Here is a 23,306-nt window from a genome sequence, read left to right as displayed (position 1 = left end):
ATGAACCGTCGCGGCGACATGAACGGCCGTGGCGGCATGAGACGAGAGCCGGGATGAACGGAATGAACGCGCCCGCGTGGCCGCAGTGCGGGCACCTCGACGCCGGAGAGCCCTGCCAGGGCCGCAGAGTGGGCTCGTACACGGCCTGCCTGGCCCACCTCGACAGCGCCGAACGGACCGCTCACCTGGCCTCGCTGTCCCCCGGCGCCGACCTCGACCACCGGGGCACGCCCTTCACCCAGAGGCTCCTCGACGAGCTTGTCGCGGCGCTCAGGGATCCGGGGAGCGGGCGGGCGCGGGTGGGTGAGGCGTCGTTCGACGAGGTGCGGTTCACCGGTGACGCCGAGCTGGAGGGGATCGACTTCGGCGGCTTCTGCTCCTTCACGTCGGCCGTGTTCGACGGGGGCCTGTACGTCCGTGACGTGCGGGTCGCGGGAGACATCCGCCTCGGTGGGGCGCGGGTCGCCGCGGACGTGTGGCTCGACGACACCGACGTGGGCGGCGATGCCTGGTTCTACGAGACGCGGATCAAGGGCGCGCTGCGGTTCTGTGTCGGCGAGGTCGGCCGTAGCGCGATGTTCAAGGGCATGACGTGCGGGGACGCCTACTTCTCGGGTGTCCGGGTGTGCGGCGTCGCCTCCTTCGCCGGGGCGGTCCTCGACGGGGAGGCCTCCTTCGACGGCGCGGTCTTCGAGGACGGTGCCGACTTCGCGAAGGTCCGGATCGCCGGTCGCGCCTGTTTCGACGGCACGCGTTTCCACCGGGGCAGAGCCTGCTTCGACGAGGCGGACGTCGGCGGGGACATGCCGTTCGAGGAGGCTCACTTCGCGGCGGAAGCCACGTTCGACGGGGCCGCGATCGGCGGTGACCTGTCGTTCGCGGGGGCCGGGCTGGAGGCCGGTGTGGCGTTCCGGCGGACGGTCTTCAGGCGCACCGCCCGGATCGGCCCGCTGATCTGCCCGGGGAGGGTGGACTTCTCCGACGCGGTGTTCGAGGCGGCGGTGACGCTGGAGGCCGCCGCGCGGGAGGTGCGCTGCCGGCGGACCCGGTGGGCGTCGAAAGCCGCGCTGCGGCTGCGGCACGCGGAGGTGGATCTGACCGACGCCGTGGTCGAGTTCCCGGTGACGGTCGTCGGCCGGCCCCGCCGGTTCGTCTCGCCGGAGGGCGAGGACATCGACGAACCGGGGCTCACCGACGCCCGGGTGCGCGTCACCTCGGTCAAGGGCGTGGACGCGGCGCACCTGGTGCTGGCCGACGTCGACCTGACCGGCTGTCTCTTCGTGGAGAGCGTCCACCTGGACCAGTTGCGGCTCGAAGGCCGCTGCGTCCTGTCGCGACCACCCGCCGGGCTGCGCTGGACGCGCCGCCGGACCCTCGCCGAGGAGCACCACTGGCGGGCGACCCGGTACGGCGTCGGCTGGACACCCGCTCCGCCGGGCGTCGAGACGCACGAACCCGCCGTGCTCGCGCCGGTCTACCGGCAGCTCCGCAAGGCGCTGGAGGACGGCCGCAACGAGCCGGGCGCCGCCGACTTCTACTACGGCGAGATGGAGATGCGCCGCCACGACACCACGGCGCCCCGCGGTGAGCGGACGCTGCTGGGGCTGTACTGGGCGCTCTCCGGATACGGCCTGCGCGCCGTGCGTGCCCTGGCCTGGCTCCTCCTGGCGATGGCGGCCACCGTGTTCGCGATGATGCTCTGGGGGCTGCCGCGGGCCGACCCGGACCCGGTCACCGCCGGGACCACGGACGGCCACCGGGTGACGCTGACGACCAGGAAGCCGGACCCCGTCAACCCGGAAGGACCGTACGCGCGGCGGGTGTCGACCGCGCGCTTCGAGAAGTCCCTGAAGGTGGTGGCCAATTCGGTGCTCTTCCGCGCCTCCGGACAGGACCTGACCACCACCGGGACGTACGTCGAGATGACGGCCCGCCTCGTGGAACCGGCCCTGCTCGGGCTCGCGGTCCTCGCCGTGCGCAGCCGCGTGAAGCGATGAGGTACCCCGCCCTCGCCGGGCCCGCCTCAGCCCGCTCCGGCCGCGGCGCCGGCCGGCTGCTCCGCGACGCGGATCGTCCTCGACACCGTCACCTGGTCCAGTTCCGAGACCCGGACCGTCGCCTTCAGCTTCCAGGCGCCGGGGAGCGGCAGGGTGAGGGCGTTCGTGCCCCAGTAGCCGCCGCGGTCGGTGAGGCCCGCGTCGAGGGGGCCGATGCCGCGGGACTCGTGGGTGAAGGTGAGGCGGACCTCGGGGACCGTGGCGGGGCCGCCGTCGCGGGCCAGCACCACGGCCTCCACGCGGTTCTCGCCCACCCGGCCCGGGTCGAGGGTGATCTGTACGGTGCCCCGCCCGCCCGGCGTGCCGACGTCGAACGGGATGGTCGTCACCGATGCCGGGGGGAGCCCTCCGGCCGGGCCGGCCTCGGACGACGCCTCCGCCGCCGCCCGGCCGGGCAGCGTGCCCGTCAGCGCCGCCGTCAGCAGCAGGACGAGCACGCCGACCGCCGCCTCCGTCAGGACCGAGCGGCGCAGTCCTCGGCGGTGACGGGAGTCTTCGCAAGCGGCTGGGGTCGCCCGCGTGGTTCGCGCGGGCGGGGGTGAGGACGAGGGCGAGGAACGCCCGGCCATCGCCGGCTCCCGCTCCCGTACCGCCACCCGCGTGCTCACCGCCCCCAGCCGCGCCGTCCACCGGCGGGAGAGGGCCGCCCCCGCGAGCAGCACCGCCACCAGCGTCAGCTTGCCGAGCAGCAGGCGGCCGTACGACGTCTGCGTGAACGCCGGCCAGGAGCCGAGGCCGCGCCAGGACTGGTAGACGCCGGTCACGACCAGGACCGTCACCGCCGTGAGGGCGATGCGGGAGAAGCGGGTCACCGTGGCCGCCGGGAGCGGGGTCGGCGAGCGGTACAGGGTGGTCAGCAGCGCCGCGAGACCGCCCAGCCATACGGCCATGGCCAGCAGGTGCAGCACGGCGGACGTCATCGCGAGCGGAACCTGGATCCCGGCGGAGGCGTGCTCGGCCGCCGCCCACGTCAGCGCCAGCGCGACCGCCCATGTCGTCGCCGACGCGACCACCGGCGCCGTGCCCGCCGCGACGACGGCCGGAGTACGGCTGTCCCGGTCGCGGCTCCGGGACAGCCGTACGTACAGGGCGCCGCACAGCGCGAGCAGGGCCAGCCTCGCGAGGAGGGCCAGGCCGGGGCGGCTCGTCAGGGTGCGGGAGAGGGCCGTCGGGTCCAGGGCGGCGGACGGGCCGGCTCCGGACTCGTACGGGGCGCGCAGCAGGAGCAGGAGGACGGTCGTCGCGAGCAGGGTCCACCAGCCGGTCAGCAGCGGTGCGCGCAGCGGGGCGAGGTCCGGTGGGCGGCACAGGGCCGCGAACGCCGCCGTGCCGATGAGCAGCGCGGCGGCCAGGTACGCGAGGTAGCGGGACGCGGCGTGCAGACCGGCGGTCAGCGGATCCTCGGCGGAGGCGAGCGGCGCCGGCGGCGTCGGCGAGGGCGCGCCCACGGAGAACGTGAACGCCCCCGACACGGGGTGACCGTCCGCCGAGACGACTCGCCAGGCCACGGTGTAGGTGCCCTTGCCGAGCCCGCCCGGCAGCGTCGCCCGCGCCGTGTCCGGACGGCCGTCGGCGTGGCCCGGCTCGCCCGTGTCGACCCGGCTCCGGTCGGGGCCGTAGACGCGGAACGAGTCGTCCAGGAGGCCCACGGATTCGGTGAACGCCAGGGTGAGGTGGCGCGGCGCCGCCTTGAGGACGGTCCCGTCCTCGGGGTGCGTGGCGCGCGGCGCGGCGTGCGCGGAGGCGGGGGCCGCGGTGCCCAGCAGCAGGAGGACCAGGGCGGACCCCAGGAGCAGGAGGCTGCGCAGGCTCCGCGCGCGGTCACGCCCCATGTCCACGTCCCCGACTCCGTCCCCGCGACTGCCGTGTCACGCAGATGTACGGACGCGAGGACACTTTCGCTCATCGGCCGGTGCTACCCCCTACCACCCCGGCCCCGCCGACACTCCCCCGTCCACCACCAGGTCGTGCCCCGTCACCCACGACGCCAGCCGCGAGGCGAGGAACACGCATGCGTCCGCGACGTCCTCCGGGCGGCCGAGGCGGCCGGTGGGGGCCGCGCGACGCCAGCGGCGTACGCCGTCCGGCCAGCTCTGCTCCAGGCCGTCCCGGTCGATGAGGCCGGGGGAGACGGTGTTGACGCGGATGCCGTGCGGGCCGTACTCCAGGGCGGCCGCGCGGGCGTGCATGACGACCGCGGCCTTCGCGGCGCCGTAGTGGGCGTGGCCCGGGGCCGGGGCGTGGGCCTCGACGGACGCGATGTGGGTGACCGTGCCGCCGCCGTCCTGAGCGCGCATGAGGCCGGCGGCGGCCTGGGTGCAGGCGAAGACGGAGGTGAGGTTGGTGTCGACGACCGCGCGCCACTCGGCCGCCGTCATGCCGGGCAGGTCGCGGACGGGCTGGACGCCCGCGTTGTTGACGAGGGCGGTCAGCCGGCCGTCGCCCCAGTCGGCGGCGTCGTGGACGAGGCGGCGGCAGGCGTCCTCGTCGGTGAGGTCGGCGCGCAGGACGACGGCCCGCCCGCCCGACTCCCGGATGCGGTCGGCCACTTCGCGGGCCGCCGCCGGTGCCGTGCGGCAGTGCACGGCGACGGCCGCGCCCTCCTCGGCGAACCGCAGGGCGATGCCCCGGCCGATGCCGCCGCTCGCGCCCGTCACGAGGGCGACCTGTCCGTCGAGCAGTCCCGTGGTGTTCATGGGCGGCACAGTCGCGCGATCCGGGCGGCCTCGGCCGGGTAACGCGCCGTGAGGTCGGCCAGGTCGCCGTGTTCGTAGTCCTCGTAGACGAATCCGGGCGCCATCGTGCAGCCGAGGAACGCCCAGTCGCCGCCGTCGGCGACCTGCCCGCCCATCCAGGTGCCGGCCGGGACGGTGAACTGGACGTGCTGCCCGGAGGGCAGGTCGGGGCCGAGCACCACCGTCCGGGACGAGCCGTCGGGGGCGAGCAGGAGCAGCTCCAGCGGGTCGCCGAGGTAGAAGTGCCAGGTCTCGTCGGTGGTCAGGCGGTGCAGGGCCGAGTGGTCGTCCGCCGTCAGCAGGACGACGATGGCCGACCCCTCGGGTCTGCCGTCGGGCCGCTCGCGTCCGGCCCAGGTGCGCCGGAACAGGCCGCCTTCGCGCGGGATCGGTTCCAGTCCGTACTGGGCGACGAGGTCGTCGGGGGTCACCCGGCGAAGGCTACCTCCCGGGTGAGGAAGGCGAGTTGTGCCTTCTTCTCCGGCAGGTACACGTCGGGCAGGTCGACCTCCGGCAGGACGACGACCGGGCCGGCCGCGAAGCCCTGGCGCAGGAAGCGGGCGACCGCCTTCTCGTTGCGGACGTCCGGGTCGACGACGATCCGCCGCCGGTCCAGGGTCCCCAGCACGTAGGCCGTGACGACGCGGGCGAGCGCCGACGTCCAGCCGGGCCGCTCGCCGTCCGGACCGGCGGGCGCCAGCAGCAGGTGGACGCCGATGTCGCCGGGCTCGACGTCGTAGCACTCGCCGACCCGGTCCGCGTCCGGCTCGTAGGTCTGGAGCAGCGCGACGGGCCGGCCGTCCTTGACGAGCAGGAAGGCGTGATGGGTGTCGAGGGTGGCCATGTGGGCGTAGATCTCGGCGACTTGGCCGACGGTGAGGCCGTTCATGCCCCAGAAGGAGGCGCGTTCCTCGCTGACCCAGGTGTGCAGCACCCCGGCGTCGGCCCGGGCGTCCAGCGGCAGGACGCGTACGGTGCCGAATCCGTCGAGGGCCTGCTCGTGGACGGCGGTGCGGGAGGCGTACGGGTCAGACATCGGTCTCCTTCTCGAGCAGGTCCCAGTCGGTGACGACGGGGGCGAGGTCCCCCTGGAGCCACAGGGGGAGCTGGTCACGGTGATGGGGCGAGCCGGGCACGCCCGAGGCGCCGAACGGCACCACCCACAGGCTGTCCGCGCGGCGCGCCAGGTCCCACACGTAGCGGGCGGCCGGCCCGCGCGCGGCGAGGTCGGTGAGGCCGGGCACGGCGGAGGTGCACAGCACGCAGTCGTGGTCGCCGGAGAGTCCGGGTTCGTCGTACGGCACCCGCGGCGCGAGCGCCCGCCAGGGCGCGAGGCGGTGGGTGTCCCCCCAGACGCCGGGCGCGGTGCCGGACGCCGCGGCCTCCTCCAGGGCCGCGCGCACGAGCGCCGGACGGTCGATGCCGTACAACTCCTCGGCGCGCAGCAGGTGTTCGAGCGCGTAGCCGATCCTCGGGAGCAGGGCGAGCCAGGGCCGGAAGACCTCCGGGTACGGCGGTGGGGAGGCGAGCGCCGCGAAGGCGGGCTGCGCCGCGAGGCGCCGTACGACCGCGCCGCGCACGGCGGCGAAGCGGGCCGCGTCGGCGCTGTCCGCGTCCATCCGTCGGTCCCAGTCCAGGAGCCGGTCCCGCAGGGCGGCGGCCCCGGCCGTCAGGTCGTCCGCGGGCAGGGCGGCGATCAGGTCCAACAGGGGTGCCGCGGAGGCGAGACGGGTGTCGGTGTGGATCGCCGGCATGTCGGCGGCCGACCAGCGCTCGCGCTCCGCGAGCAGGGCGGTGATGCGGTCGGCGCGGTGCGGCGGGGCGAACTCGACGCCGAGCGGGGCGGCGGGCCCGCGCTGGTTCGCCATCACGGCGACGCCGTCGGTCAGCCCGGCGCGCGGCATGTCGTGCCAGCCCTGCCACGCGTACCCGGGCTCCCAGGCGGGCACGAGCCGGGTGCGGTTGGCCTCGGGGCGCACGGGCACCCGGCCGGCGACGCGGTGCAGTACGCCGCCCTCGGTGTCGGCGGCCTGGATGACGTTCACGGGTTCCGCCCACCGCTCGACGGCCCGGTCCACGTCGGCGACGCGGCGGGCCCGCAGCAGCGGCAGCAGTGCGCCGAAGCCGAGGTCGGCGGTGACGCGGGGCGGGTAGCGGAGGCTGACGGCGAGAGGGATGCCGGTGGTGGCGTCGTCGCCGGGCAGCGGGTCGGTGAGGTCCGGCAGGCCCTCCGGGCCTCCGATGATCACCGGTCCCCGTTCGGTCTCCAGCACCTCGATCGCGACCGGCTCCCCGCCCGCGACCTCGATCGTCTCGGTGTGCCGGGCGGCGCGCCGCCACCGGCCGTCGGGGCCGAGCGCCTCGACTCCGGCGCCGGTGCGCCGCAGCCGCTCGCGGTAGAGGTCCTGGTAGTCGGCCATGGCGTTGGTGATGGCCCAGGCGACCGTGCCGGTGTGGCCGAAGTGGGCGATGCCGGGGACGCCGGGCACGGCGAGGCCGACGACGTCGAACTCCGGGCAGGACAGCCGTATTTGCTGGTAGACGCCGGGGTCCTCGATGAAGCGGTGCGGGTCGCCGGCGATGACGGCGTGCCCGGTCGTGGTGCGGTCGCCGGTGACGAGCCAGCCGTTGCTGCCGGAGGTGCCGGGCCCGTCGGCGGCGAACAGGCCGACGGCGTCCGGTCCGAGCAGCCGCGTCACCTGCTCGCGCCAGAGCTTGGCCGGGAACCCGGCGAACAGGATGTGCGTGGCGATCCACACGCCGAGCGGCGTCCAGGGCTCCCAGCGCCCGGGCGCGAGCCCGGCCCGCGTGAACTCCTCGGAGGCGCCCTCCTCCAGTCCGTCGTTGACGCCGTCGACGTAGGCGCGGATCCAGTCGGCCGTCCCGGGGTCGTCGCGTTCCAGGGCGGCGAAGCAGCGGCGGGCGGTGTCGTCCAGCCGGGCGCGGCGCGCGAACCGGTCCCAGGGCAGCGCCTCGGGGCCGAGGAACGACGCCGAGGTGCCCCGCGCCCGGTGCCGCTCCACCTCCAGTTGCCAGGCCCGGTCGCGGGCGGTCACGCGGCCCTGGGCACGGGCGAGTTCGCCGACGCCGCCCGCGCGGACGTGCGGGATTCCCCAGGAATCGCGGTAGATCTCGGCGGCCACCCTGTGCCCCTTCTTGTCTTTAGGTTAGCCTTGCCTAAGCAAGTCGTGGCGGAATCGTACGCGAAGGGTGAAGGGCACATGGCGCAGGGGCGGGGCTGGGAGGGCGCGGTCCTCAAACTGATGCGCGCGAAGGACTTCACGTTCACCGTGACCGGCGCCGAGGACGTCACCGGCGACTACCGGCGGCTGCGCTTCACCGACGGCGGCATGCTCGCGGCCACCGGCATCCACCCGACGATGTGGGTCCGGCTGTGGTTCGACAACGCGGGCAAACCGCACCAGCGGGCGTACACGCTGGTCGAACCCGACCCGGCGGCGGGCACCTTCGGCCTGGAGTTCGCCCTGCACGAGGGCCGCGCCAGCGACTGGGCGCGGGCGGCACGGCCCGGCGACACCGTCGAGGCGACCGTCCAGGGCACCGGTTTCGAACGCCCCGATCCCGAGCCGTCCCACCTCGTCGCGGTCGGCGACCCGGCGTCCCTGCCGGCGATCAACTCCCTGCTGGACGCCCTGCCCGGCATCCCGGCGACGATCTGGTTCGAGGGCGACACGGACGGACTGCCGCTGCACGCCCACCCCGCGCTCCACGACGTACGGCGGGTGCCGCGCCGGGAGGCGGGGGCGCGTCTCGTCGCCGAGGTGAAGGCGGCGCTGCCGGACCTGCTGAAGGGCGCCTCGGACCCGTACGTGTGGATCGCCTGCGACACGGCGACGACGCGGGCCCTCGCGGCGTACGTGCGCAAGGAACTGCGGCTGCCCAAGCAGCGGGTGCACGCGCTGGGCTACTGGCGCGCGACCTGACCCCGGCGTCCCCCGCCTACGTGCCGGAGGCCTTCGCCTTCGCCGCCGCCTTCAGCTCCTGCTTGTGCGCCCGCACCTTCGCCAGCGACTCCGGCCCCGTGATGTCGGCGACGGACCGGTACGCCTTCGGCTCGCCGTACGCCCCCGCGGCCTCCCGCCACCCGGACGGCCGCACGCCGAGCTGCTTGCCCAGCAGCGCGAGGAAGATCTGCGCCTTCTGCTTCCCGAACCCGGGCAGCGCCTCCAGCCGCTTCAGCAGCTCCGCCCCGCTGTCCACGCCCCGCCAGACGGCCTCGGCGTCACCGTCGTAGTGCTCCACGAGGTACTGGCACAGCTGTTGGATCCGCTTGGCCATCGACCCGGGATAGCGGTGCACGGCCGGTTTGTCCGAGAGCAGCGCGGCGAAGGCCTCCGGCTCCTTCGCCGCGATCTCGTGCGCGTCCAGGTCGTCGGCACCGAGCCGCCGCGCGATCGTCGCCGGTCCCTTGAACGCCCACTCCATCGGCACCTGCTGGTCCAGCAGCATGCCGACCAGCGCGGCGAGCGGACTGCGCCCGAGGAGTTCGTCGGCCTCGGGATCCTGGGCGAGGTGAAGGGTGACGTCCATGCGTCGATCATCCCGCGCCGGGCCCGCCCGCGCTCACTTGGCTCACGACGGCCACCTATCGGACTCCTGGTCCCGTTTAACCCCGTTCACCCCCACTTGCGGACGCTTTTTCGGCGTCGCACTCGGTCGCCATGGCTGCGCCCGGAACGTCTAGACCGGTAGGCTTTCCGTGTGATCTTCAAGCGCATCGGAAACGGCCGGCCGTACCCCGACCACGGCCGGGAAAGCACCCGGCAGTGGGCGGACGTCGCGCCGCGCCCGGTCCGCCTCGATCAACTCGTGACGACCAAGCAGCAGCTCGACCTGGAAACCCTCCTCGCCGAGGACTCCACCTTCTACGGCGACCTCTTCGCGCACGTCGTGAAGTGGCAGGGCGACCTCTACCTGGAGGACGGCCTGCACCGCGCCGTCCGCGCGGCCCTCCAGCAGCGCCAGGTCCTGCACGCCCGCGTCCTGGAGCTCGACTGACGCTCACCGGAGCGCGAGGACCGTCGGTCTTGAGCCTTTCGGGTTGGACTGTGCGGCGTCGAATGATCATCTAGTAGGCATTGCCGCCCGATCGCACTACGCTGCGCTCATGAGCATGCTGACTCCCCCTGGCATGGGCGGCCAGTACCGGATCACGGGGGACAAGTACCCGCGGATGCGCCGACGCCGGGGCGGCAGGCTGGCGGTCGTCGCCGTCGCCTGCGTCGCGGCCCTCGGCCTGATCGGCTGGGGCACACTGCAGCTCATCGACGTCTTCACCGGCGGGGACAAGGCCTCCGCGGCCGGCTCCGCCGAGGACTGCTCCCCCAGGGCGAGCGCGTCGCCGAGCGCGAGCGCCCCGGCCGCGCTTCCCGCGCCCGGGAAGATCAAGGTGAACGTCCTCAACGCCACGACCCGCTCCGGCCTCGCCAAGAAGACCGCCGACGAACTGAAGAAGCGCGGCTTCCGCATCGGCGAGGTGGGCAACGCGTCCAAGGAGTACGACAAGAAGGTCAAGGGCACCGGCGTCCTGCTCGGCCCCACCGCGGCACTCAGGACGTCCCTGCCGGTGCTCGGCACGCAGCTCACCACCGCCGAGCGCCGCACCGACGCCGCCCGCAAGGGCGCCGAGGTGGACCTGATCATCGGCGACGCCTTCAAGACGCTGACGCCGAAGGCGGACGCCGCGAAGGCCCTGACGAAGCTGACGGCCCCCGCGCCGACGCCGACGGCGTCGAAGAAGAACTGCTGAGCCGGAACGGACGCCAGGGCCGAGCGGCTCCCGGCCCGGAACGGAACCCCCGACCCGGAACGGAACTCGACACCTGAGCGGGAACAGGGGCGGCCGGGCCCGGAAACGACGGCGGGGCCGCCCTCGCGGCCCCGCCACCGTCACCTCCGGCACGTACGCCCCGGCTACTCCGCCGCCCCGTACATCCGGTCCCCCGCGTCGCCCAGCCCCGGCACGATGTACCCGTGCTCGTTCAGCCGCTCGTCGACGGACGCCGTCACGACGGTCACCGGGGTGCCCGCCAGGTCGCGCTCCATGACCTCGACGCCCTCGGGCGCGGCCAGCAGCACCACGGCGGTCACGTCGTCGGCGCCGCGCCGGATGAGCTCCTGGATCGCCGCGACCAGCGTGCCGCCGGTGGCCAGCATCGGGTCGAGGACGTACACCTGACGCCCCGAGAGGTCCTCCGGCATGCGCGTGGCGTACGTGGACGCCTGGAGCGTCTCCTCGTTGCGGATCATGCCGAGGAAGCCGACCTCGGCCGTCGGCAGCAGCCGGACCATGCCGTCCAGCATGCCGAGCCCGGCCCGCAGGATCGGCACCACCAGCGGGCGCGGGTGGGACAGCTTGACGCCGGTGGTCGTGGCGACCGGGGTCTTGATGTCGACCGCTTCGGTGCGCACGTCCCGCGTGGCCTCGTAGGCCAGCAGGGTGACCAGTTCGTCGGCGAGCCGGCGGAAGGTCGCGGAGTCGGTGCGCTGGTCGCGCAGCGTGGTGAGCTTGTGGGCGACCAGGGGGTGGTCGACGACGTGGAGACGCATGCCCCTAACAGTAACCGCGCCCGCCGACTGCTACGCGCTGGCGTCAAACCGCCCGTCCGGGGGAAAGTGGGAGGGACGGACGCGGGTGGTGTGCCGATGCCTGACCTGCCTGACCGCGGAGCCGATCAGGATCCGCCGATAGCCGAACGCCCCGGGCGGGACGCGCCGACGGGCGCTCCGATTCCGCCGCTCGCGCGGACCGGCCCGGAGACGGACGCCGAGCGCCGGCAGCGCCGGGCCCGTTTCCTGCGCGAACTCGCCGAGGCCCGCGAACTGCGCGACCGCGTACAGCCCCGCCGCGCCAAGGCGGCCCGCCTCCGGCACGCGATGCGCATGCGCACGTTCCGCTGGTAACGCCGCTGTGCCACATGGCCGCCGTCGCGGTGACGGAAAGCGTGGGAGCGGGTCCACGCGCGGGAAGATCGGATGCCGCGCCGACGTTCCGGTGAGTGGTCGCGCGTGACCGGGGCACCGGCCGCGTACGATCCGCAGGTGGCGGCAACTTGGGCGCCGGCGGGCGCAGGACGACGCGATCGGTGACCTGCGATCGAAACCGCCGGACACAGGGAGCCGAAGACGTCCCCTGGGCGCCTTGTTTCTGCCACGATTCCGAGTGGGTGGGGCTCGGAGCAGCAGTACGCACTCCCCGCCCGCGACCTCCGCCGGGGGGACCCCCAACCGGCACGTCTATGACCAGTGGGAGAGTCACGGTGTACTTCGCCGCACTGCTCGCGCGCACCGAAGACGGGTGGGAAGCGAGCGACACAGAGCTCGACGATGTGGAAACCCTGTCGGATCTGGCCGACCTGGCCCGGGAAGCCTCTCCCGACGAGGACACGGTGCTCGTGCTGATCGAGCAGGAGGGCGGGTGGTTCGGCGTCGTCCGCGTGGACGGCGAGGAGGACCCGCGGATCTACGTGTCGGACGCCGCCGCCGCTGCCCGCAGCAGCTACGGCGAGATCCTGCTCACCGACGAACTGCTCGGCCGGGAACCCGGCGAGGACGCCCCCGACCTGGACGCCCTGGACCTCGACGGCACGGAGGACGGTGAACCGGACGACGACGGGGCCGACGGCGACGGTGCCACCGGCACCGGTTCCGCCGACGCCGTGCCGCACGGCCCGGTCGGCGACGCGCAGGTCCTGGAGGACCTGGGCGTCACCGAGAAGGAACTGCGCTCGATGACCGAGGACGCGGTCAACGAGATCGCCGAGGCCCTGGGCGCCTCGGAGGTGCTGGAGACCGTCCGCTGACCGGGAACGACACCACGGCACCGATCCCGGACCCCGGCCCGCTCCCGGACCCGGTCCGGGACCGCTGGCGGCCCGCGATGCGGCTCGCCCTGGACGAGGCCCGGCAGGCCGGCCGGGGCGGCGACGTCCCCGTCGGCGCCGTCGTGCTGGCCGGGGACGGCACCACCGTCCTCGCCGCCGGGCACAACGAACGCGAGGCGACCGGCGATCCGACCGCGCACGCCGAGGTCCTCGCGCTGCGGCGGGCCGCCGCCGAGATCGGCGAGTGGCGGCTCACCGGCTGCACGCTGGTCGTCACCCTGGAGCCCTGCACGATGTGCGCGGGCGCGCTGGTGCAGTCCCGCGTGGACCGCGTCGTCTACGGCGCCCGCGACGAGAAGGCGGGCGCGACCGGCTCCCTGTGGGACGTCGTACGGGACCGACGGCTCAACCATCGACCCGAGGTGATCGAGGGTGTGCTCGCCGAGGAGTGCGCCCGGCTCCTGACCGACTTCTTCCGCGCCCGCTGATCCTCCCGTGCGCCCGGGGAATGCGGGAATCTGATTTCAAACCACGGCCCACCTTGGGGTAGGGTCTCCCTCGGTAGCGTGTCCGAGCGGCCGAAGGAGCTCGCCTCGAAAGCGAGTGTGGCGCAAGTCACCGAGGGTTCAAATCCCTCCGCTACCGCTGAAGAAGGGCCCCGTCGCAAGGCGGGGCCCTTCCTGCTGTTGATCTCCGCAGCGGTCCGGCGGTTACACTCGCCGCCGGCAACGGGCGCCCGCGCGGGCGCGACAGCGGGGACGACAGGCAGCGGACACAGGGGAGCAGGGGAGGCCGCGGTGGCGGTGAACGCGAAGAAGATCGCCATCTATGTACTCGTGGTCTTCATCCTCTACGTGATCATCACGGATCCGGCGAAGGCGGCCGACTACGTCCAGATAGGCTTCCAGGGCATCTCGGACGCCGCGCAGGCCATCGGCGACTTCATGACGTGGGTCGCCAACGGAGGAGAATCGGGCTCATGATCCGGCACTTGGTCCTCTTCAGGCTCAACGAGGGCGTCGAGCGCGACGACCCGCGCGTCGTCAAGGGCGTCGAGGCCTTCGAGTCGCTCGCGGGCAAGATCCCGGAGATCCGCTTCTGGGAGTGCGCCTGGAACATCACCGACCGGCCCATCGCGTACGACTATGCGATCAACTCCGCGTTCGACGACGAGGCCGCGCTGCGCCGCTACGTCGAACACCCGGAGCACCAGGCCGGCGTCGGACTGTGGCGGGAGTTCGCCACGTGGGTGATCGCCGACTACGAGTTCTGACCCCTTCCGTCCGCCGAAGCCCTCCGCCGTTCCAGCGGGGGGCTTTCGCCATTTCTGCACGTTATACCCAACTTGTCACTCAACACGGTGTTATGCGGTGCTTGCACACAGTGCACATGTCTTGTGATGCTATGACCGCTTTTGACGGATGAGTTGACCTGAGTTGACCGATGAAGAGGTGGCGTTGACCGTGTCGGCCAGTACTGCGCCGCCCCAGGACGAGACTCCGGTGCGGGCCCCGGCTCCGGCCCGGGCCCCGGCGCCGGAGAAGCGCCGCGGCGCGGACACCCGGGCGCTGACACAGGTGCTCTTCGGGGAACTCAAAGGGCTCGAACCGGGTACGCCGGAGCACAACCGCGTACGCGCGGCGCTCATCGAGGCCAACCTCCCGCTCGTGCGCTACGCCGCCGCGCGGTTCCGCTCCCGCAACGAGCCGATGGAGGACGTCGTCCAGGTCGGCACCATCGGGCTGATCAACGCCATCGACCGCTTCGACCCGGACCGGGGCGTGCAGTTCCCGACGTTCGCGATGCCGACCGTGATCGGCGAGATCAAGCGGTACTTCCGCGACAACGTCCGGACCGTGCACGTACCGCGCCGGCTGCACGAGTTGTGGGTGCAGGTCACCAGCGCCACCGAGGACCTGACGACGGCGCTCGGGCGCTCCCCGACGACCGGCGAGATCGCCGAGCGGCTGCGCATCTCCGAGGAGGAGGTGCTGTCCTGCATCGAGGCGGGACGGTCGTACCACGCGACCTCGCTGGAGGCCGCGCAGGAGGGCGACGGGATGCCGGGGCTGCTCGACCGGCTCGGTTACGAGGACCCGGCGCTGGACGGCGTCGAGCACCGCGACCTCGTGCGGCACCTGCTGGTCCAACTCCCCGAACGGGAACAGCGCATCCTGCTGCTGCGCTACTACAGCAACCTCACGCAGTCCCAGATCAGCGCCGAACTCGGCGTCTCCCAGATGCACGTGTCCCGGCTGCTCGCCCGCAGCTTCCAGCGGCTCCGGTCCGCGAACCGCATCGAGGCATAACCGAAAGCACGAACGGGGTATCACTGGGGAGAGCGAATCGACCACCCCGGCCGTTCGCGCGGTTTCCGGGCCGAAAGGCCGTCAGACCCCTTGTTTCCAGGGCCGTTTCGCGTCTCAGATGTCGACATGTCACTACAGCGCGTTGCCGACATGTGACATTCTGCGGGAAGCGCGTTTGCCGGGGCTCCGGCTCCGGTATTCAGGTGAAGGCTGCGTTCCTCACTGGGAGCGTCCGCCACGACCGTCCCGCGACCCAAAGGGGGTGGCATGTCCGCAGAACAGGGCAGCTCGAAGGTGCTCACGCTCGCGGAGAGCGACTCAGCGCCGCATGCGCTCGACGCACTCGGCCCCATCGATGACGTACCGCCCCTCGAGGCCGCGCCGGCACCGGCCATCCCGGCCCCGGAAGCCATCGACACCCGCACCCTGTCCCGATCCCTGTTCCTGCGGCTCGCCGCACTCGGTGAGGACAGCCCCGAACGTGCCTACGTCCGGGACACCCTGATCGAGCTCAACCTCCCGCTGGTGCGCTACGCGGCGGCCCGCTTCCGCTCGCGCAACGAGCCGATGGAGGACATCGTCCAGGTCGGAACCATCGGCCTGATCAAGGCGATCGACCGCTTCGACTGCGAACGCGGCGTGGAGTTCCCGACGTTCGCGATGCCGACCGTCGTCGGCGAGATCAAGCGGTTCTTCCGCGACACCTCGTGGTCGGTGCGCGTGCCGCGCCGGCTCCAGGAGCTGCGGCTGGCCCTGACGAAGGCGAGCGACGAGCTCTCCCAGAAGCTGGACCGCTCCCCGACGGTCGCCGAACTCGCCGCGGTGCTGGGCGTGTCGGAGGAGGACGTCGTCGACGGCCTGGCGGTCGGCAACGCCTACACGGCCTCCTCGCTGGACTCCCCGGCACCGGAGGACGACGGCGGCGAGGGTTCGCTCGCGGACCGCCTGGGCTACGAGGACACCGCCCTGGAGGGCGTGGAGTACCGCGAGTCGCTGAAGCCGCTGCTGGCCAAACTGCCGCCCCGCGAGCGGCGGATCATCATGCTGCGCTTCTTCGCCAACATGACGCAGTCGCAGATCGGCGAGGAGGTCGGCATCTCGCAGATGCACGTCTCCCGGCTGCTGACCCGCACGCTGGCGCAGCTGCGCGAGGGTCTCATCTCCGACTGACGGCACACCGCACCGCACGGCAGGCGGCGACGCGGCGGGTCCTGGCCCGCCGCGTCCGCTTCCTGCGCACGCGCGCGTTCATGCGCAGGCGCGCGCGTGTTCATGCGCACGCGCGCGTGCCTGCGTGTTTCGAGCCGTGCCTACTTCAGCGCCAGCCAGGCGACGGCGGCGATGACGGCGACCGCGACGACCACGCCGACGATCAGGCCGACGCGCGGGCCGGACGAGGTCGCGGCCTGCCGGCCCTGGGGCGCCTCGTCGACGAACGCGCGGAACATCTGGGTGCTGCCAGCGGGGTCGTGGTTGCCCTGAGGGCCCTGGGTGTTAGCCATGGGCCGAGACACTAGCGAATCCCGTGGTCCGGCCCAAGCGCGGGCCCGACTCCTCCACCGGATCCACCGGCACTCCTCCCACCAGCGCGTTTACGTTCGCAATACATGCCTTTGCCAACTTTTGAGTCCGCCGACCCCGATTTTGTTTGCCTGTAGCAACCAACCGCTCCTATGGTTGCCCTAAGCAACAAAACATGGGAGGTGCGATGGCCGAACGGGCGCAGTACGAGGAGCTGATGCGCCAGGTCAGCGCCCTCGGGGCCGTGAAGCGCGAGCTGGGGCGCATGATGCCGGCCGACTGCCCCAGTGGTGCGGCCACCGTGCTCGGCCTGCTCGCGCGCCACGGGGACATGCGCATGAGCAAGCTCGCCGAGCTGCTCGCCGTGGACATGTCGGTCACCAGTCGTCATGTGGCGCACGTCGCCGAGCGCGGCTGGATCGACCGCCTCCCCGACCCGGCGGACCGGCGCTCCCGCATCCTGCGCCTCACGCCGGCGGGCCTCGCCCAGATCGGCGAGCTGTCCCGGCGGACCACCGACGTGTTCGCGCACCGGCTCAGCGACTGGTCCGACGAGGACGTGGGCGAGCTGATCCGCCTGATGGCCCGGCTGCGGGACGACTTCGGCGACTGCCGGCACGCCCAGGCCCGGCCGGCCGCGCCCCCCGGGACCGATCCGACCGATCCGACCGATCCGACCGATCGGCCCCCCGGGACCGATCCGACCGATCCGTCCACCCGTACACCCGCGATCACCAAGTAAGAGAAGGAAGTCCATGGCAACGACCACACCAGCCGGTGTGCGGGCTCATGCCAAGCACGGGGGAGGCTCCGCCGACGCCGCTCCGATGACGCACCGGCAGATCATGGAGGCGCTCTCCGGGCTGCTGCTCGGCATGTTCGCCGCGATCCTGTCGTCGACGATCGTCACGAACGCCCTGCCCGAGATCGTGAGCGACCTCGGCGGCGGCCAGAGCGCCTACACCTGGGTCGTCACCGCCTCGCTGCTGGCGATGACGGCGTCCACTCCCCTGTGGGGCAAGCTCGCCGACCTGGTCAGCAAGAAGGCCCTGGTCCAGATAGCCCTGTGCGTCTACGTCGTCGGCTCCGTCGTCGCCGGTCTGTCGCAGAACCCGGGGATGCTGATCTCCGCCCGGGTCATACAGGGCCTGGGCGCCGGCGGTCTGGCCGCGCTGGCGCAGATCATCATGGCCGCGATGATCTCGCCCCGCGAGCGCGGCCGTTACTCCGGCTACCTCGGCGCGACCTTCGCGGTCGCGACCGTCGGCGGGCCCCTCCTCGGGGGCGTCATCACCGACACGGACTGGCTCGGCTGGCGCTGGTGCCTCTACGTCGGTGTCCCGTTCGCGCTGATCGCGCTGGTCGTGCTCCAGAAGACGCTGCACCTGCCGCTGGTCAGGCGCGAGGTGAAGGTCGACTGGGCCGGCGCCTTCTTCGTCACCGCGGCCGTCTGCCTGCTGTTGGTCTGGGTCACCTTCGCCGACGACAAGTACGACTGGATCTCCTGGCAGACGTACGCGATGGTCGGCGGCTCGCTCGTCCTCACGCTGATCTTCCTCTTCGTGGAGACCCGGGCGAGCGAACCGATCATCCCGCTACGGCTGTTCCGCAACCGCACCATCACGCTGGCGTCGGTCGCCTCGCTGTTCGTCGGCATCGCGATGTTCGCCGGCACCGTCTACTTCAGCCAGTACTTCCAGCTGGCCCGCGACAAGTCCCCCACGATGTCGGGCGTCATGACGATCCCGATGATCGGCGGACTGTTCGTGTCCTCCACGGTCTCCGGCCTGATCATCACCAAGACCGGCAAGTGGAAGGCCTGGCTGCTGACCGGCGGCCTGCTGCTGACGGCGGGCCTCGCCCTGCTCAGCAGCATGCGCTACGACACCCCCTACTGGCACATCGCGATCTACATGGCGCTGATGGGCCTCGGCGTCGGCATGATGATGCAGAACCTGGTGCTGTGCACGCAGAACCAGGTGGCGGCCGCCGACCTCGGTGCCGCGTCCTCCGTCGTGACCTTCTTCCGGTCCCTCGGCGGCGCGGTGGGCGTCTCGGTGCTCGGCTCCGTGATGTCGAGCCGGATCACCCACTACGCCGAGGACACCATCGGCTCGCTCGGCGCCAAGGAGCGGCAGGCCGCGGGCCAGGCCATGGGCAGCGGGCAGATCCCCGACATGGACCTGCTGCCCGCCCCGATCCGCACCTGGCTGGAGAGCGCCTACGGGCACGGCATCGCCGACATCTTCCTGTACGTCGCGCCGATCGCCTTCCTCGGTTTCCTGGTCACGCTGTTCATCAAGGAGGTCCCGCTGCGCACCAGCGGCGCCCTCGCCCAGGCGGCCGAGGCCGGCACCGAGGCCGTCTCCGGCGCTCCTGCCCCGGCCGTGTCCGGCACACCCGCTCCGGCCGTGTCCGGTGCTCCCTCCTCGGCGCGCGGCGTCGCCGATACCGAGGTCGCCGTGCGGGCCGCGGAAGAAAAGCGGTTCGCGGCCGTCGCCACCGCCGCCCGCGACACGGACCCGGCCCCCGGCTCCGGCATCCCGGTGCGCGGTTTCGTGCGGGGCGCGGAGAGCGCCCCGGTGCCGCGGGCCGCGGTCACGCTGATCTCGCTCGCGGGACGGCAGCTCGGCCGCTCGGTCGCGCAGGCCGACGGCTCCTACACGCTGGACGCGCCCGGCGAGGGCAGTTACGTGCTGATCGCGTCGGCCGACGGCTTCCAGCCGCAGGCGTCCACGATCGTCGTGAACGGCGAGCCGGTCGCGTACGACATCCTGCTCAGCGGCACCAGCGGGCTGAGCGGTGTGGTGCGGGCCGCGCAGGGCGGGCTGCCCGTCGAGGAGGCCATGGTGATCGTCACCGACGTGCGCGGCGATCTGCTGGCCACCGCCGCCACCGGCGCGGACGGCGGCTTCGCCTTCACCGACCTGGTGCCGGGCACCGTGACCGTCGCGGTGAACGCCGCCGGGTACCGGCCGAAGGCCCTGCCCGTCGAGGTCGGCGCCACCGGCGTCACGCGCCTGGAGGTCGACCTGGACTCCGGCGCCCATCTCCAGGGCACCGTCCGGGCGCCGCACGGGCCGCTGGCCGACGCCCGCGTGACGCTGGTCGACGCCGCCGGCAACGTCGTCGGCACCGCCACCACCGGTGCGGACGGGGCGTACGCCTTCACCGACCTGGACGGCGGCGAGTACACCGTGATCGCCACCGGCTACCCGCCGAAGGCGACCGCGCTGACCGTGTCGGGGCCCGGCGTCGACGGGCACGACATCGAACTCGCCCACCCCGGCGAGTAGTTCCCCACCGGCCGCGGCGGTGCGCGCCCCGTGCGACGCGCCGCCGCGGGCCGGCTCTTCGCCGACCGATTCGCAAGGCCTTGCAGGGAGAAAACGGGATGGGACTGACCGCGAGGATCCGTACCCGGGACGGATGGGCCGTGTCGCACGCGGTCGTCACGGTGACCGATACGACGGGCGCGCAGGTGCTGCGCGCCGAGGCCGACGCCGAGGGCGTGGTGCGGCACGCGGACCCGCTGGCGCCCGGCGCGTACACCGTCGTCGTCACCGCCGTCGGCTACGCGCCCGCCGCGTCGAGCGCGATCGTCACGGCCGGGGGCGGGCGCGTCGAGGTCGGCACGGTGACACTGGCCCGCCTCGGCGGGACGGACCTGCCGCCGCCCGGGCCCTGGACGATCGACCCGGCGCACTCGACGGTCGCCGCGGTCGCGCGGCACCTCGGGATCTCCAGCGTGCACGGCCGGTTCACGGACTTCTCCGGCGCCATCGAGATCGCCGCCGACGACGTCACCAAGTCCCGCGTGGAGGCGGTCATCCGGGCCGGCTCCATCGACACGGGCAACGCCCTGCGCGACGGACACCTGAGGTCGGCGGACTTCCTGGACGTCGAGAAGTACCCCGAGATCACCTACCGCTCGACCGGCGTCAGCGAGGCGGGCGCCGACCGCTGGACCGTGCACGGCGAACTCGGCCTGCACGGCGTCGTCCGGCCCGTCGACCTGGACCTCACCCACCTGGGCACCGGCGCCGACCCGTGGGGCGGCACCCGCGCCGCGTTCCGGGCGACGACGGAACTGCGGCGCGAGGACTTCGCGATGAACTACAACCAGGTCGTGCAGGCGGGCATCGCCGCCATCGGCACGACCCTGCGCGTGGAACTGGACATCCAGGCGGTGCGGGGCACGTCCCTGCCGGCCGTGTGACCGCGCCGGTGCCCCTGTCCCCGGCGGCCGGTGCTACCGCCGGCCGCGGGATCCGATCTCGCCCGTTCTCGCCACCAACTGGTCGCACAGGTCGCGCAGTTTGACGTTCCGGTCCTGCGAGACGCGCCGCAGCCGGTCCATGGCGACGCGGGCGTCGATCCCCTCGCGGGCCATGAGGATGCCGATGGCCTGGTCGATGACGCTGCGGGACAGCAGGGCGGTGCGCACGTCGGCCGCCGTCTCGCGCCGCCGCTCCACGCGCAGGGCGACGTTGACCGCGTCCGCCGCGCGGGCCGCGAAGGCGCGGGCCTGCTCCCGGCCCGCGCCGAGGACGCCCGGTCGCACGCCGTAGAAGTTGATCGCGGCGCCCGTCTCGCCCTCCACCTCCAGCGGCAGCGCCAGCACGCAGCGCACCCCGGTGGACCGCGCGTACTCCGTGTACGTGCCCCAGCGGGTCTCGGCCGTCAGGTCGGGCGAGTACTGCTCGGCGCCGGTCTCGGCGGCGTGCACGCAGGGCCCGGAACCGTTCTCGTACTGCCGCTGGTCGAGGCCGTTCGGCATGCCGTCACTGCCCGCGAGCGTCAGCAGCCGGTCGCCGCGGCGGACCGTGATGCTGCACGCGGCGGCACCGGACACCGCGTCGACCGCGCGGTCGGTCAGGTCCCGCAGCAGGGTGTCGAGGCCGCTGCTGCGCACCATGGCCTGTTCCAGCGTGTCGGACATCTCGGAAGTCATGGACGTACGGGTATCCCGGCATCGGGCGTTAACGCCCCCCGGCCCCGTTCTCAGGCCGTGTCGACGATGCGGCGGGCGAGGTCGCGCAGCTTCACGTTCTCCCGCTGGGAGGCCCGCACCAGGTTCTCGAAGGCCGCCCCGGCGTCCATGCCGAGGCGTTCCATGAGGATGCCGGTGGCCTGGCCGATGAGGTCCCGGGTGCGCATCGCCTCGGTGAGCTGCTCGCGCACGGTCGCCGCGTCGAGGGCGATGCTGACGTGCTCCGTGAACAGCCTGCCGATCCGGGTCGCCGCGTCGTCGAACGCCCGCGGGCCCCGCGCGTACGCCGTGAGCACCGTCAGCCGGCGCCGGTCGGCGCGCAGCCGCAGCGACAGCGCCGAGCGCAGGCCCAGGTCGGCGAGGGGCCGCCCCGCGTCGTCGGCCGCGCTGTCCTCCACGCGGCGCACGGGCGTGGTCCACAGGTCGTCCCAGTGCGCCGGCCGTCCCTCGGCGCACTGTCCGGCCTCGGCCGAGCGCACCACCTCGTCCGTCCAGGCCAGCGTCCGGCCGGGGCTGTCGCGCTCGATGACGCTGACCCCGGCGTGCTCGGCGCCCGGCATGAGCCGCACCGCCAGCCGCACGGCGGTGCTCAGCGTGCCGTGCGGGGTGACGGGTTCGTGCAGTTGCCGCGCCGCGGCGGTGAGCGCCTCCGCGAGGTCGGCGGCGGCCGGGAGGCCGGTCACGGGATCGGCGGGGGAGTCGACCCGGAACAGCGGCACATCGGAGAACTCGGACGCAGTCACCACGAACCTCTTCGGCATGCACGGCCGAAACGGCCATGCGCAGGAGAGCTCCGCAGCACATTCCCGACTGCGAGCACACTTGGACGGACAGCACTTTAACCGCTGCGCCGACGCACGGGCGCGGCCCCTTGCGCTTCCGAACTCCCCCGTCGGCGTGGTGCAATGGGCCCACGGGTCAGGAAGCGGCCTTACCGAGAACCGGACGATCGTCTGTCAGGTGAGTGCCGTGATCCTCTTCCCCGAATCCCCCGGGCCCGACGCGCCCGAACCCAACGCCCCGCCCGGCAGCGCGCTGCTCGCGCTGCCGCCCGAGATCGACGGCTCCAACGCGGCCGAACTCTTCGCGATGATCTCCTCGGTCACGCGACTGCGCGCCCCGCGCCTGAGGGTGCTGGTGCTGGATCTGACCGCGACCCACTTCATGGACTCCCAGGGCGTCCGGCTGGTCAACGACCTGCGCCACCAGTTGCAGCCCCGGGCCCGGGTGCGGGTGGTGGCGGCCCCGGACGGCGTGGCGAGCCGGGTGCTGCAACTGACGGGCCTGCGCCGGGACGTCCCCGTGTACGACAACCTCGCGGAGGCCCTGGCGGCCTAGGCTGCTGTCATGGCACCGAACATCGCTACCAACACCCGCGTCTCCCTGGCCGAGCTGCTCGACTTCGTCCGCCCCCGCCACCGTGCCGTCCTGCTCACCCGGCGCTCCGACGGCAGCCCGCAGGGGTCGCCGCTGACGTGCGGGGTGGACGACTCGGGCCGGATCGTCGTGTCCACGTACCCGGAGCGGGCCAAGACCCGCAACGCCAAGCGGGACCCGCGGGTCAGCCTGATCGTGCTGAGCGACGACTGGAACGGGCCGTGGGTGCAGATCGACGGCACGGCCGAGGTCGTCGACGCGCCGGACTCGGTGGAGCCGCTCGTGGAGTACTACCGGAACATCGCCGGTGAGCACCCGGACTGGGACGAGTACCGGGCGGCGATGGTCAAGCAGGGCAAGTCGATCATCCGGATCACCCCGGAGCGGTGGGGGCCGGTGGCCACGGGGGGCTTCCCGGCGCGGCTGGCTCCGGAGGAGTAGGGGCTACGGGGCGGCGGCGAGGGAGACGA

General features: G+C 73.0%; 26 protein-coding genes and 1 tRNA gene. 17 read left to right on the top strand and 10 right to left on the bottom strand.

Annotated elements, in window-relative coordinates:
- Window positions 1-53: 53 nt before the first annotated feature.
- On the top strand, window positions 54-1,997 hold the full coding sequence (locus tag ACZ7D7_RS21445; RefSeq protein WP_470826163.1) for a pentapeptide repeat-containing protein: 1,944 nt from the start codon (window positions 54-56) through the stop codon (window positions 1,995-1,997).
- A 26-nt stretch (window positions 1,998-2,023) separates the two neighbouring features.
- Here ACZ7D7_RS21445 and ACZ7D7_RS21440 read toward each other — a convergent pair whose 3' ends face one another.
- From ACZ7D7_RS21440 to ACZ7D7_RS21420, 5 genes are all read right to left on the bottom strand, one after another.
- Window positions 2,024-3,853: a copper resistance CopC/CopD family protein gene (locus tag ACZ7D7_RS21440; protein WP_470826235.1), complete on the bottom strand. Its 1,830-nt coding sequence runs from the start codon at window positions 3,851-3,853 to the stop codon at window positions 2,024-2,026.
- A 126-nt stretch (window positions 3,854-3,979) separates the two neighbouring features.
- Entirely contained in the window at window positions 3,980-4,753 is a 774-nt protein-coding gene (locus tag ACZ7D7_RS21435; protein WP_470826162.1) for an SDR family NAD(P)-dependent oxidoreductase, read from the bottom strand.
- Window positions 4,750-5,223 carry a cupin domain-containing protein gene (locus ACZ7D7_RS21430; RefSeq protein ID WP_470826161.1) on the bottom strand — a complete coding sequence of 158 codons (474 nt, stop codon included), beginning with the start codon at window positions 5,221-5,223 and terminating at the stop codon, window positions 4,750-4,752. Before ACZ7D7_RS21430 ends, ACZ7D7_RS21435 begins: the two co-directional genes overlap by 4 nt.
- Window positions 5,220-5,828 (bottom strand): GNAT family N-acetyltransferase, encoded by a 609-nt coding sequence (locus ACZ7D7_RS21425; RefSeq protein ID WP_470826160.1) that lies wholly within the window; start codon window positions 5,826-5,828, stop codon window positions 5,220-5,222. The genes ACZ7D7_RS21430 and ACZ7D7_RS21425 overlap by 4 nt, the downstream gene beginning before the upstream one ends.
- Window positions 5,821-7,935 carry a penicillin acylase family protein gene (locus tag ACZ7D7_RS21420; protein WP_470826159.1) on the bottom strand — a complete coding sequence of 705 codons (2,115 nt, stop codon included), beginning with the start codon at window positions 7,933-7,935 and terminating at the stop codon, window positions 5,821-5,823. Before ACZ7D7_RS21420 ends, ACZ7D7_RS21425 begins: the two co-directional genes overlap by 8 nt.
- Before the next feature lie 78 nt (window positions 7,936-8,013).
- Here ACZ7D7_RS21420 and ACZ7D7_RS21415 point away from each other — a divergent pair, with 78 nt between their 5' ends.
- A complete protein-coding gene (locus ACZ7D7_RS21415) occupies window positions 8,014-8,736 on the top strand; it encodes a siderophore-interacting protein (protein WP_470826158.1) in 723 nt (240 codons plus the stop codon).
- Window positions 8,737-8,752: 16 nt separating this feature from the next.
- Here the strand turns inward: ACZ7D7_RS21415 and ACZ7D7_RS21410 are convergent, their stop codons facing one another.
- Window positions 8,753-9,343: an HhH-GPD-type base excision DNA repair protein gene (locus tag ACZ7D7_RS21410; protein ID WP_470826157.1), complete on the bottom strand. Its 591-nt coding sequence runs from the start codon at window positions 9,341-9,343 to the stop codon at window positions 8,753-8,755.
- A 171-nt stretch (window positions 9,344-9,514) separates the two neighbouring features.
- Here ACZ7D7_RS21410 and ACZ7D7_RS21405 point away from each other — a divergent pair, with 171 nt between their 5' ends.
- Both ACZ7D7_RS21405 and ACZ7D7_RS21400 read left to right on the top strand, forming a co-directional pair.
- Window positions 9,515-9,811, top strand: a complete 297-nt coding sequence (locus ACZ7D7_RS21405; RefSeq protein WP_004943146.1) for a type II toxin-antitoxin system VapB family antitoxin — start codon at window positions 9,515-9,517, stop codon at window positions 9,809-9,811.
- 133 nt (window positions 9,812-9,944) lie between these two features.
- Window positions 9,945-10,562, top strand: a complete 618-nt coding sequence (locus tag ACZ7D7_RS21400) for a LytR C-terminal domain-containing protein (RefSeq protein WP_470826234.1) — start codon at window positions 9,945-9,947, stop codon at window positions 10,560-10,562.
- A gap of 164 nt (window positions 10,563-10,726) precedes the next feature.
- Here the strand turns inward: ACZ7D7_RS21400 and upp are convergent, their stop codons facing one another.
- Window positions 10,727-11,362, bottom strand: coding sequence for a uracil phosphoribosyltransferase (gene upp / locus ACZ7D7_RS21395; protein ID WP_470826156.1), 636 nt, complete (start codon window positions 11,360-11,362; stop codon window positions 10,727-10,729).
- A 96-nt stretch (window positions 11,363-11,458) separates the two neighbouring features.
- On the opposite strand from upp, the gene ACZ7D7_RS21390 reads away from it, so the two are divergent.
- The 8 genes from ACZ7D7_RS21390 to ACZ7D7_RS21355 all read left to right on the top strand — a co-directional run bounded on the left by ACZ7D7_RS21390 (window position 11,459) and on the right by ACZ7D7_RS21355 (window position 16,115).
- Complete coding sequence (locus ACZ7D7_RS21390; RefSeq protein ID WP_470826154.1) at window positions 11,459-11,716, top strand: hypothetical protein; 258 nt, start codon at window positions 11,459-11,461, stop codon at window positions 11,714-11,716.
- A 356-nt stretch (window positions 11,717-12,072) separates the two neighbouring features.
- Window positions 12,073-12,615: a tRNA adenosine deaminase-associated protein gene (locus tag ACZ7D7_RS21385; RefSeq protein WP_470826233.1), complete on the top strand. Its 543-nt coding sequence runs from the start codon at window positions 12,073-12,075 to the stop codon at window positions 12,613-12,615.
- 77 nt (window positions 12,616-12,692) lie between these two features.
- On the top strand, window positions 12,693-13,124 hold the full coding sequence (tadA, locus tag ACZ7D7_RS21380; RefSeq protein WP_470826153.1) for a tRNA adenosine(34) deaminase TadA: 432 nt from the start codon (window positions 12,693-12,695) through the stop codon (window positions 13,122-13,124).
- 72 nt (window positions 13,125-13,196) lie between these two features.
- Window positions 13,197-13,281: transfer RNA gene (locus ACZ7D7_RS21375), tRNA-Ser, on the top strand.
- Between the two features lie 152 nt (window positions 13,282-13,433).
- Window positions 13,434-13,619 carry a hypothetical protein gene (locus ACZ7D7_RS21370; protein WP_470826152.1) on the top strand — a complete coding sequence of 62 codons (186 nt, stop codon included), beginning with the start codon at window positions 13,434-13,436 and terminating at the stop codon, window positions 13,617-13,619.
- Window positions 13,616-13,909, top strand: a complete 294-nt coding sequence (locus ACZ7D7_RS21365; RefSeq protein ID WP_470826151.1) for a Dabb family protein — start codon at window positions 13,616-13,618, stop codon at window positions 13,907-13,909. Before ACZ7D7_RS21370 ends, ACZ7D7_RS21365 begins: the two co-directional genes overlap by 4 nt.
- 184 nt (window positions 13,910-14,093) lie before the next feature.
- Window positions 14,094-14,945, top strand: coding sequence for an RNA polymerase sigma factor SigF (locus ACZ7D7_RS21360; RefSeq protein WP_470826232.1), 852 nt, complete (start codon window positions 14,094-14,096; stop codon window positions 14,943-14,945).
- 267 nt (window positions 14,946-15,212) lie between these two features.
- Window positions 15,213-16,115, top strand: coding sequence for an RNA polymerase sigma factor SigF (locus ACZ7D7_RS21355; RefSeq protein WP_470826150.1), 903 nt, complete (start codon window positions 15,213-15,215; stop codon window positions 16,113-16,115).
- Between the two features lie 140 nt (window positions 16,116-16,255).
- Here ACZ7D7_RS21355 and ACZ7D7_RS21350 read toward each other — a convergent pair whose 3' ends face one another.
- Window positions 16,256-16,447, bottom strand: a complete 192-nt coding sequence (locus ACZ7D7_RS21350) for a hypothetical protein (protein ID WP_470826149.1) — start codon at window positions 16,445-16,447, stop codon at window positions 16,256-16,258.
- Between the two features lie 206 nt (window positions 16,448-16,653).
- Between ACZ7D7_RS21350 and ACZ7D7_RS21345 the strand changes: the two genes are divergently transcribed.
- The 3 genes from ACZ7D7_RS21345 (at window position 16,654) to ACZ7D7_RS21335 (ending at window position 20,685) form a co-directional block, all read left to right on the top strand.
- A complete protein-coding gene (locus ACZ7D7_RS21345) occupies window positions 16,654-17,208 on the top strand; it encodes a MarR family winged helix-turn-helix transcriptional regulator (protein ID WP_470826231.1) in 555 nt (184 codons plus the stop codon).
- An 85-nt stretch (window positions 17,209-17,293) separates the two neighbouring features.
- Window positions 17,294-19,762 carry an MFS transporter gene (locus ACZ7D7_RS21340; protein WP_470826230.1) on the top strand — a complete coding sequence of 823 codons (2,469 nt, stop codon included), beginning with the start codon at window positions 17,294-17,296 and terminating at the stop codon, window positions 19,760-19,762.
- Between the two features lie 98 nt (window positions 19,763-19,860).
- Window positions 19,861-20,685: a YceI family protein gene (locus ACZ7D7_RS21335; protein ID WP_470826147.1), complete on the top strand. Its 825-nt coding sequence runs from the start codon at window positions 19,861-19,863 to the stop codon at window positions 20,683-20,685.
- Window positions 20,686-20,718: 33 nt separating this feature from the next.
- Here the strand turns inward: ACZ7D7_RS21335 and ACZ7D7_RS21330 are convergent, their stop codons facing one another.
- Both ACZ7D7_RS21330 and ACZ7D7_RS21325 read right to left on the bottom strand, forming a co-directional pair.
- Window positions 20,719-21,420, bottom strand: a complete 702-nt coding sequence (locus ACZ7D7_RS21330) for a GAF and ANTAR domain-containing protein (RefSeq protein WP_470826146.1) — start codon at window positions 21,418-21,420, stop codon at window positions 20,719-20,721.
- Between the two features lie 50 nt (window positions 21,421-21,470).
- A complete protein-coding gene (locus ACZ7D7_RS21325; protein ID WP_470826145.1) occupies window positions 21,471-22,220 on the bottom strand; it encodes an ANTAR domain-containing protein in 750 nt (249 codons plus the stop codon).
- Window positions 22,221-22,419: 199 nt separating this feature from the next.
- On the opposite strand from ACZ7D7_RS21325, the gene ACZ7D7_RS21320 reads away from it, so the two are divergent.
- Together ACZ7D7_RS21320 and ACZ7D7_RS21315 are read left to right on the top strand one after the other, a co-directional pair.
- Window positions 22,420-22,797 (top strand): STAS domain-containing protein, encoded by a 378-nt coding sequence (locus ACZ7D7_RS21320; RefSeq protein WP_470826144.1) that lies wholly within the window; start codon window positions 22,420-22,422, stop codon window positions 22,795-22,797.
- Window positions 22,798-22,806: 9 nt separating this feature from the next.
- The gene (locus tag ACZ7D7_RS21315) at window positions 22,807-23,277 is read left to right on the top strand and encodes a PPOX class F420-dependent oxidoreductase (RefSeq protein ID WP_470826143.1); all 471 of its coding nucleotides are present in this window, start codon (window positions 22,807-22,809) and stop codon (window positions 23,275-23,277) included.
- Window positions 23,278-23,306 lie beyond the last annotated feature (29 nt).

Source organism: Streptomyces sp. NPDC037054, from assembly GCF_055606745.1.
The sequence above is the reverse complement of the archived record's forward strand: the minus strand, read 5'-3'. Positions and strand labels throughout refer to the sequence as shown.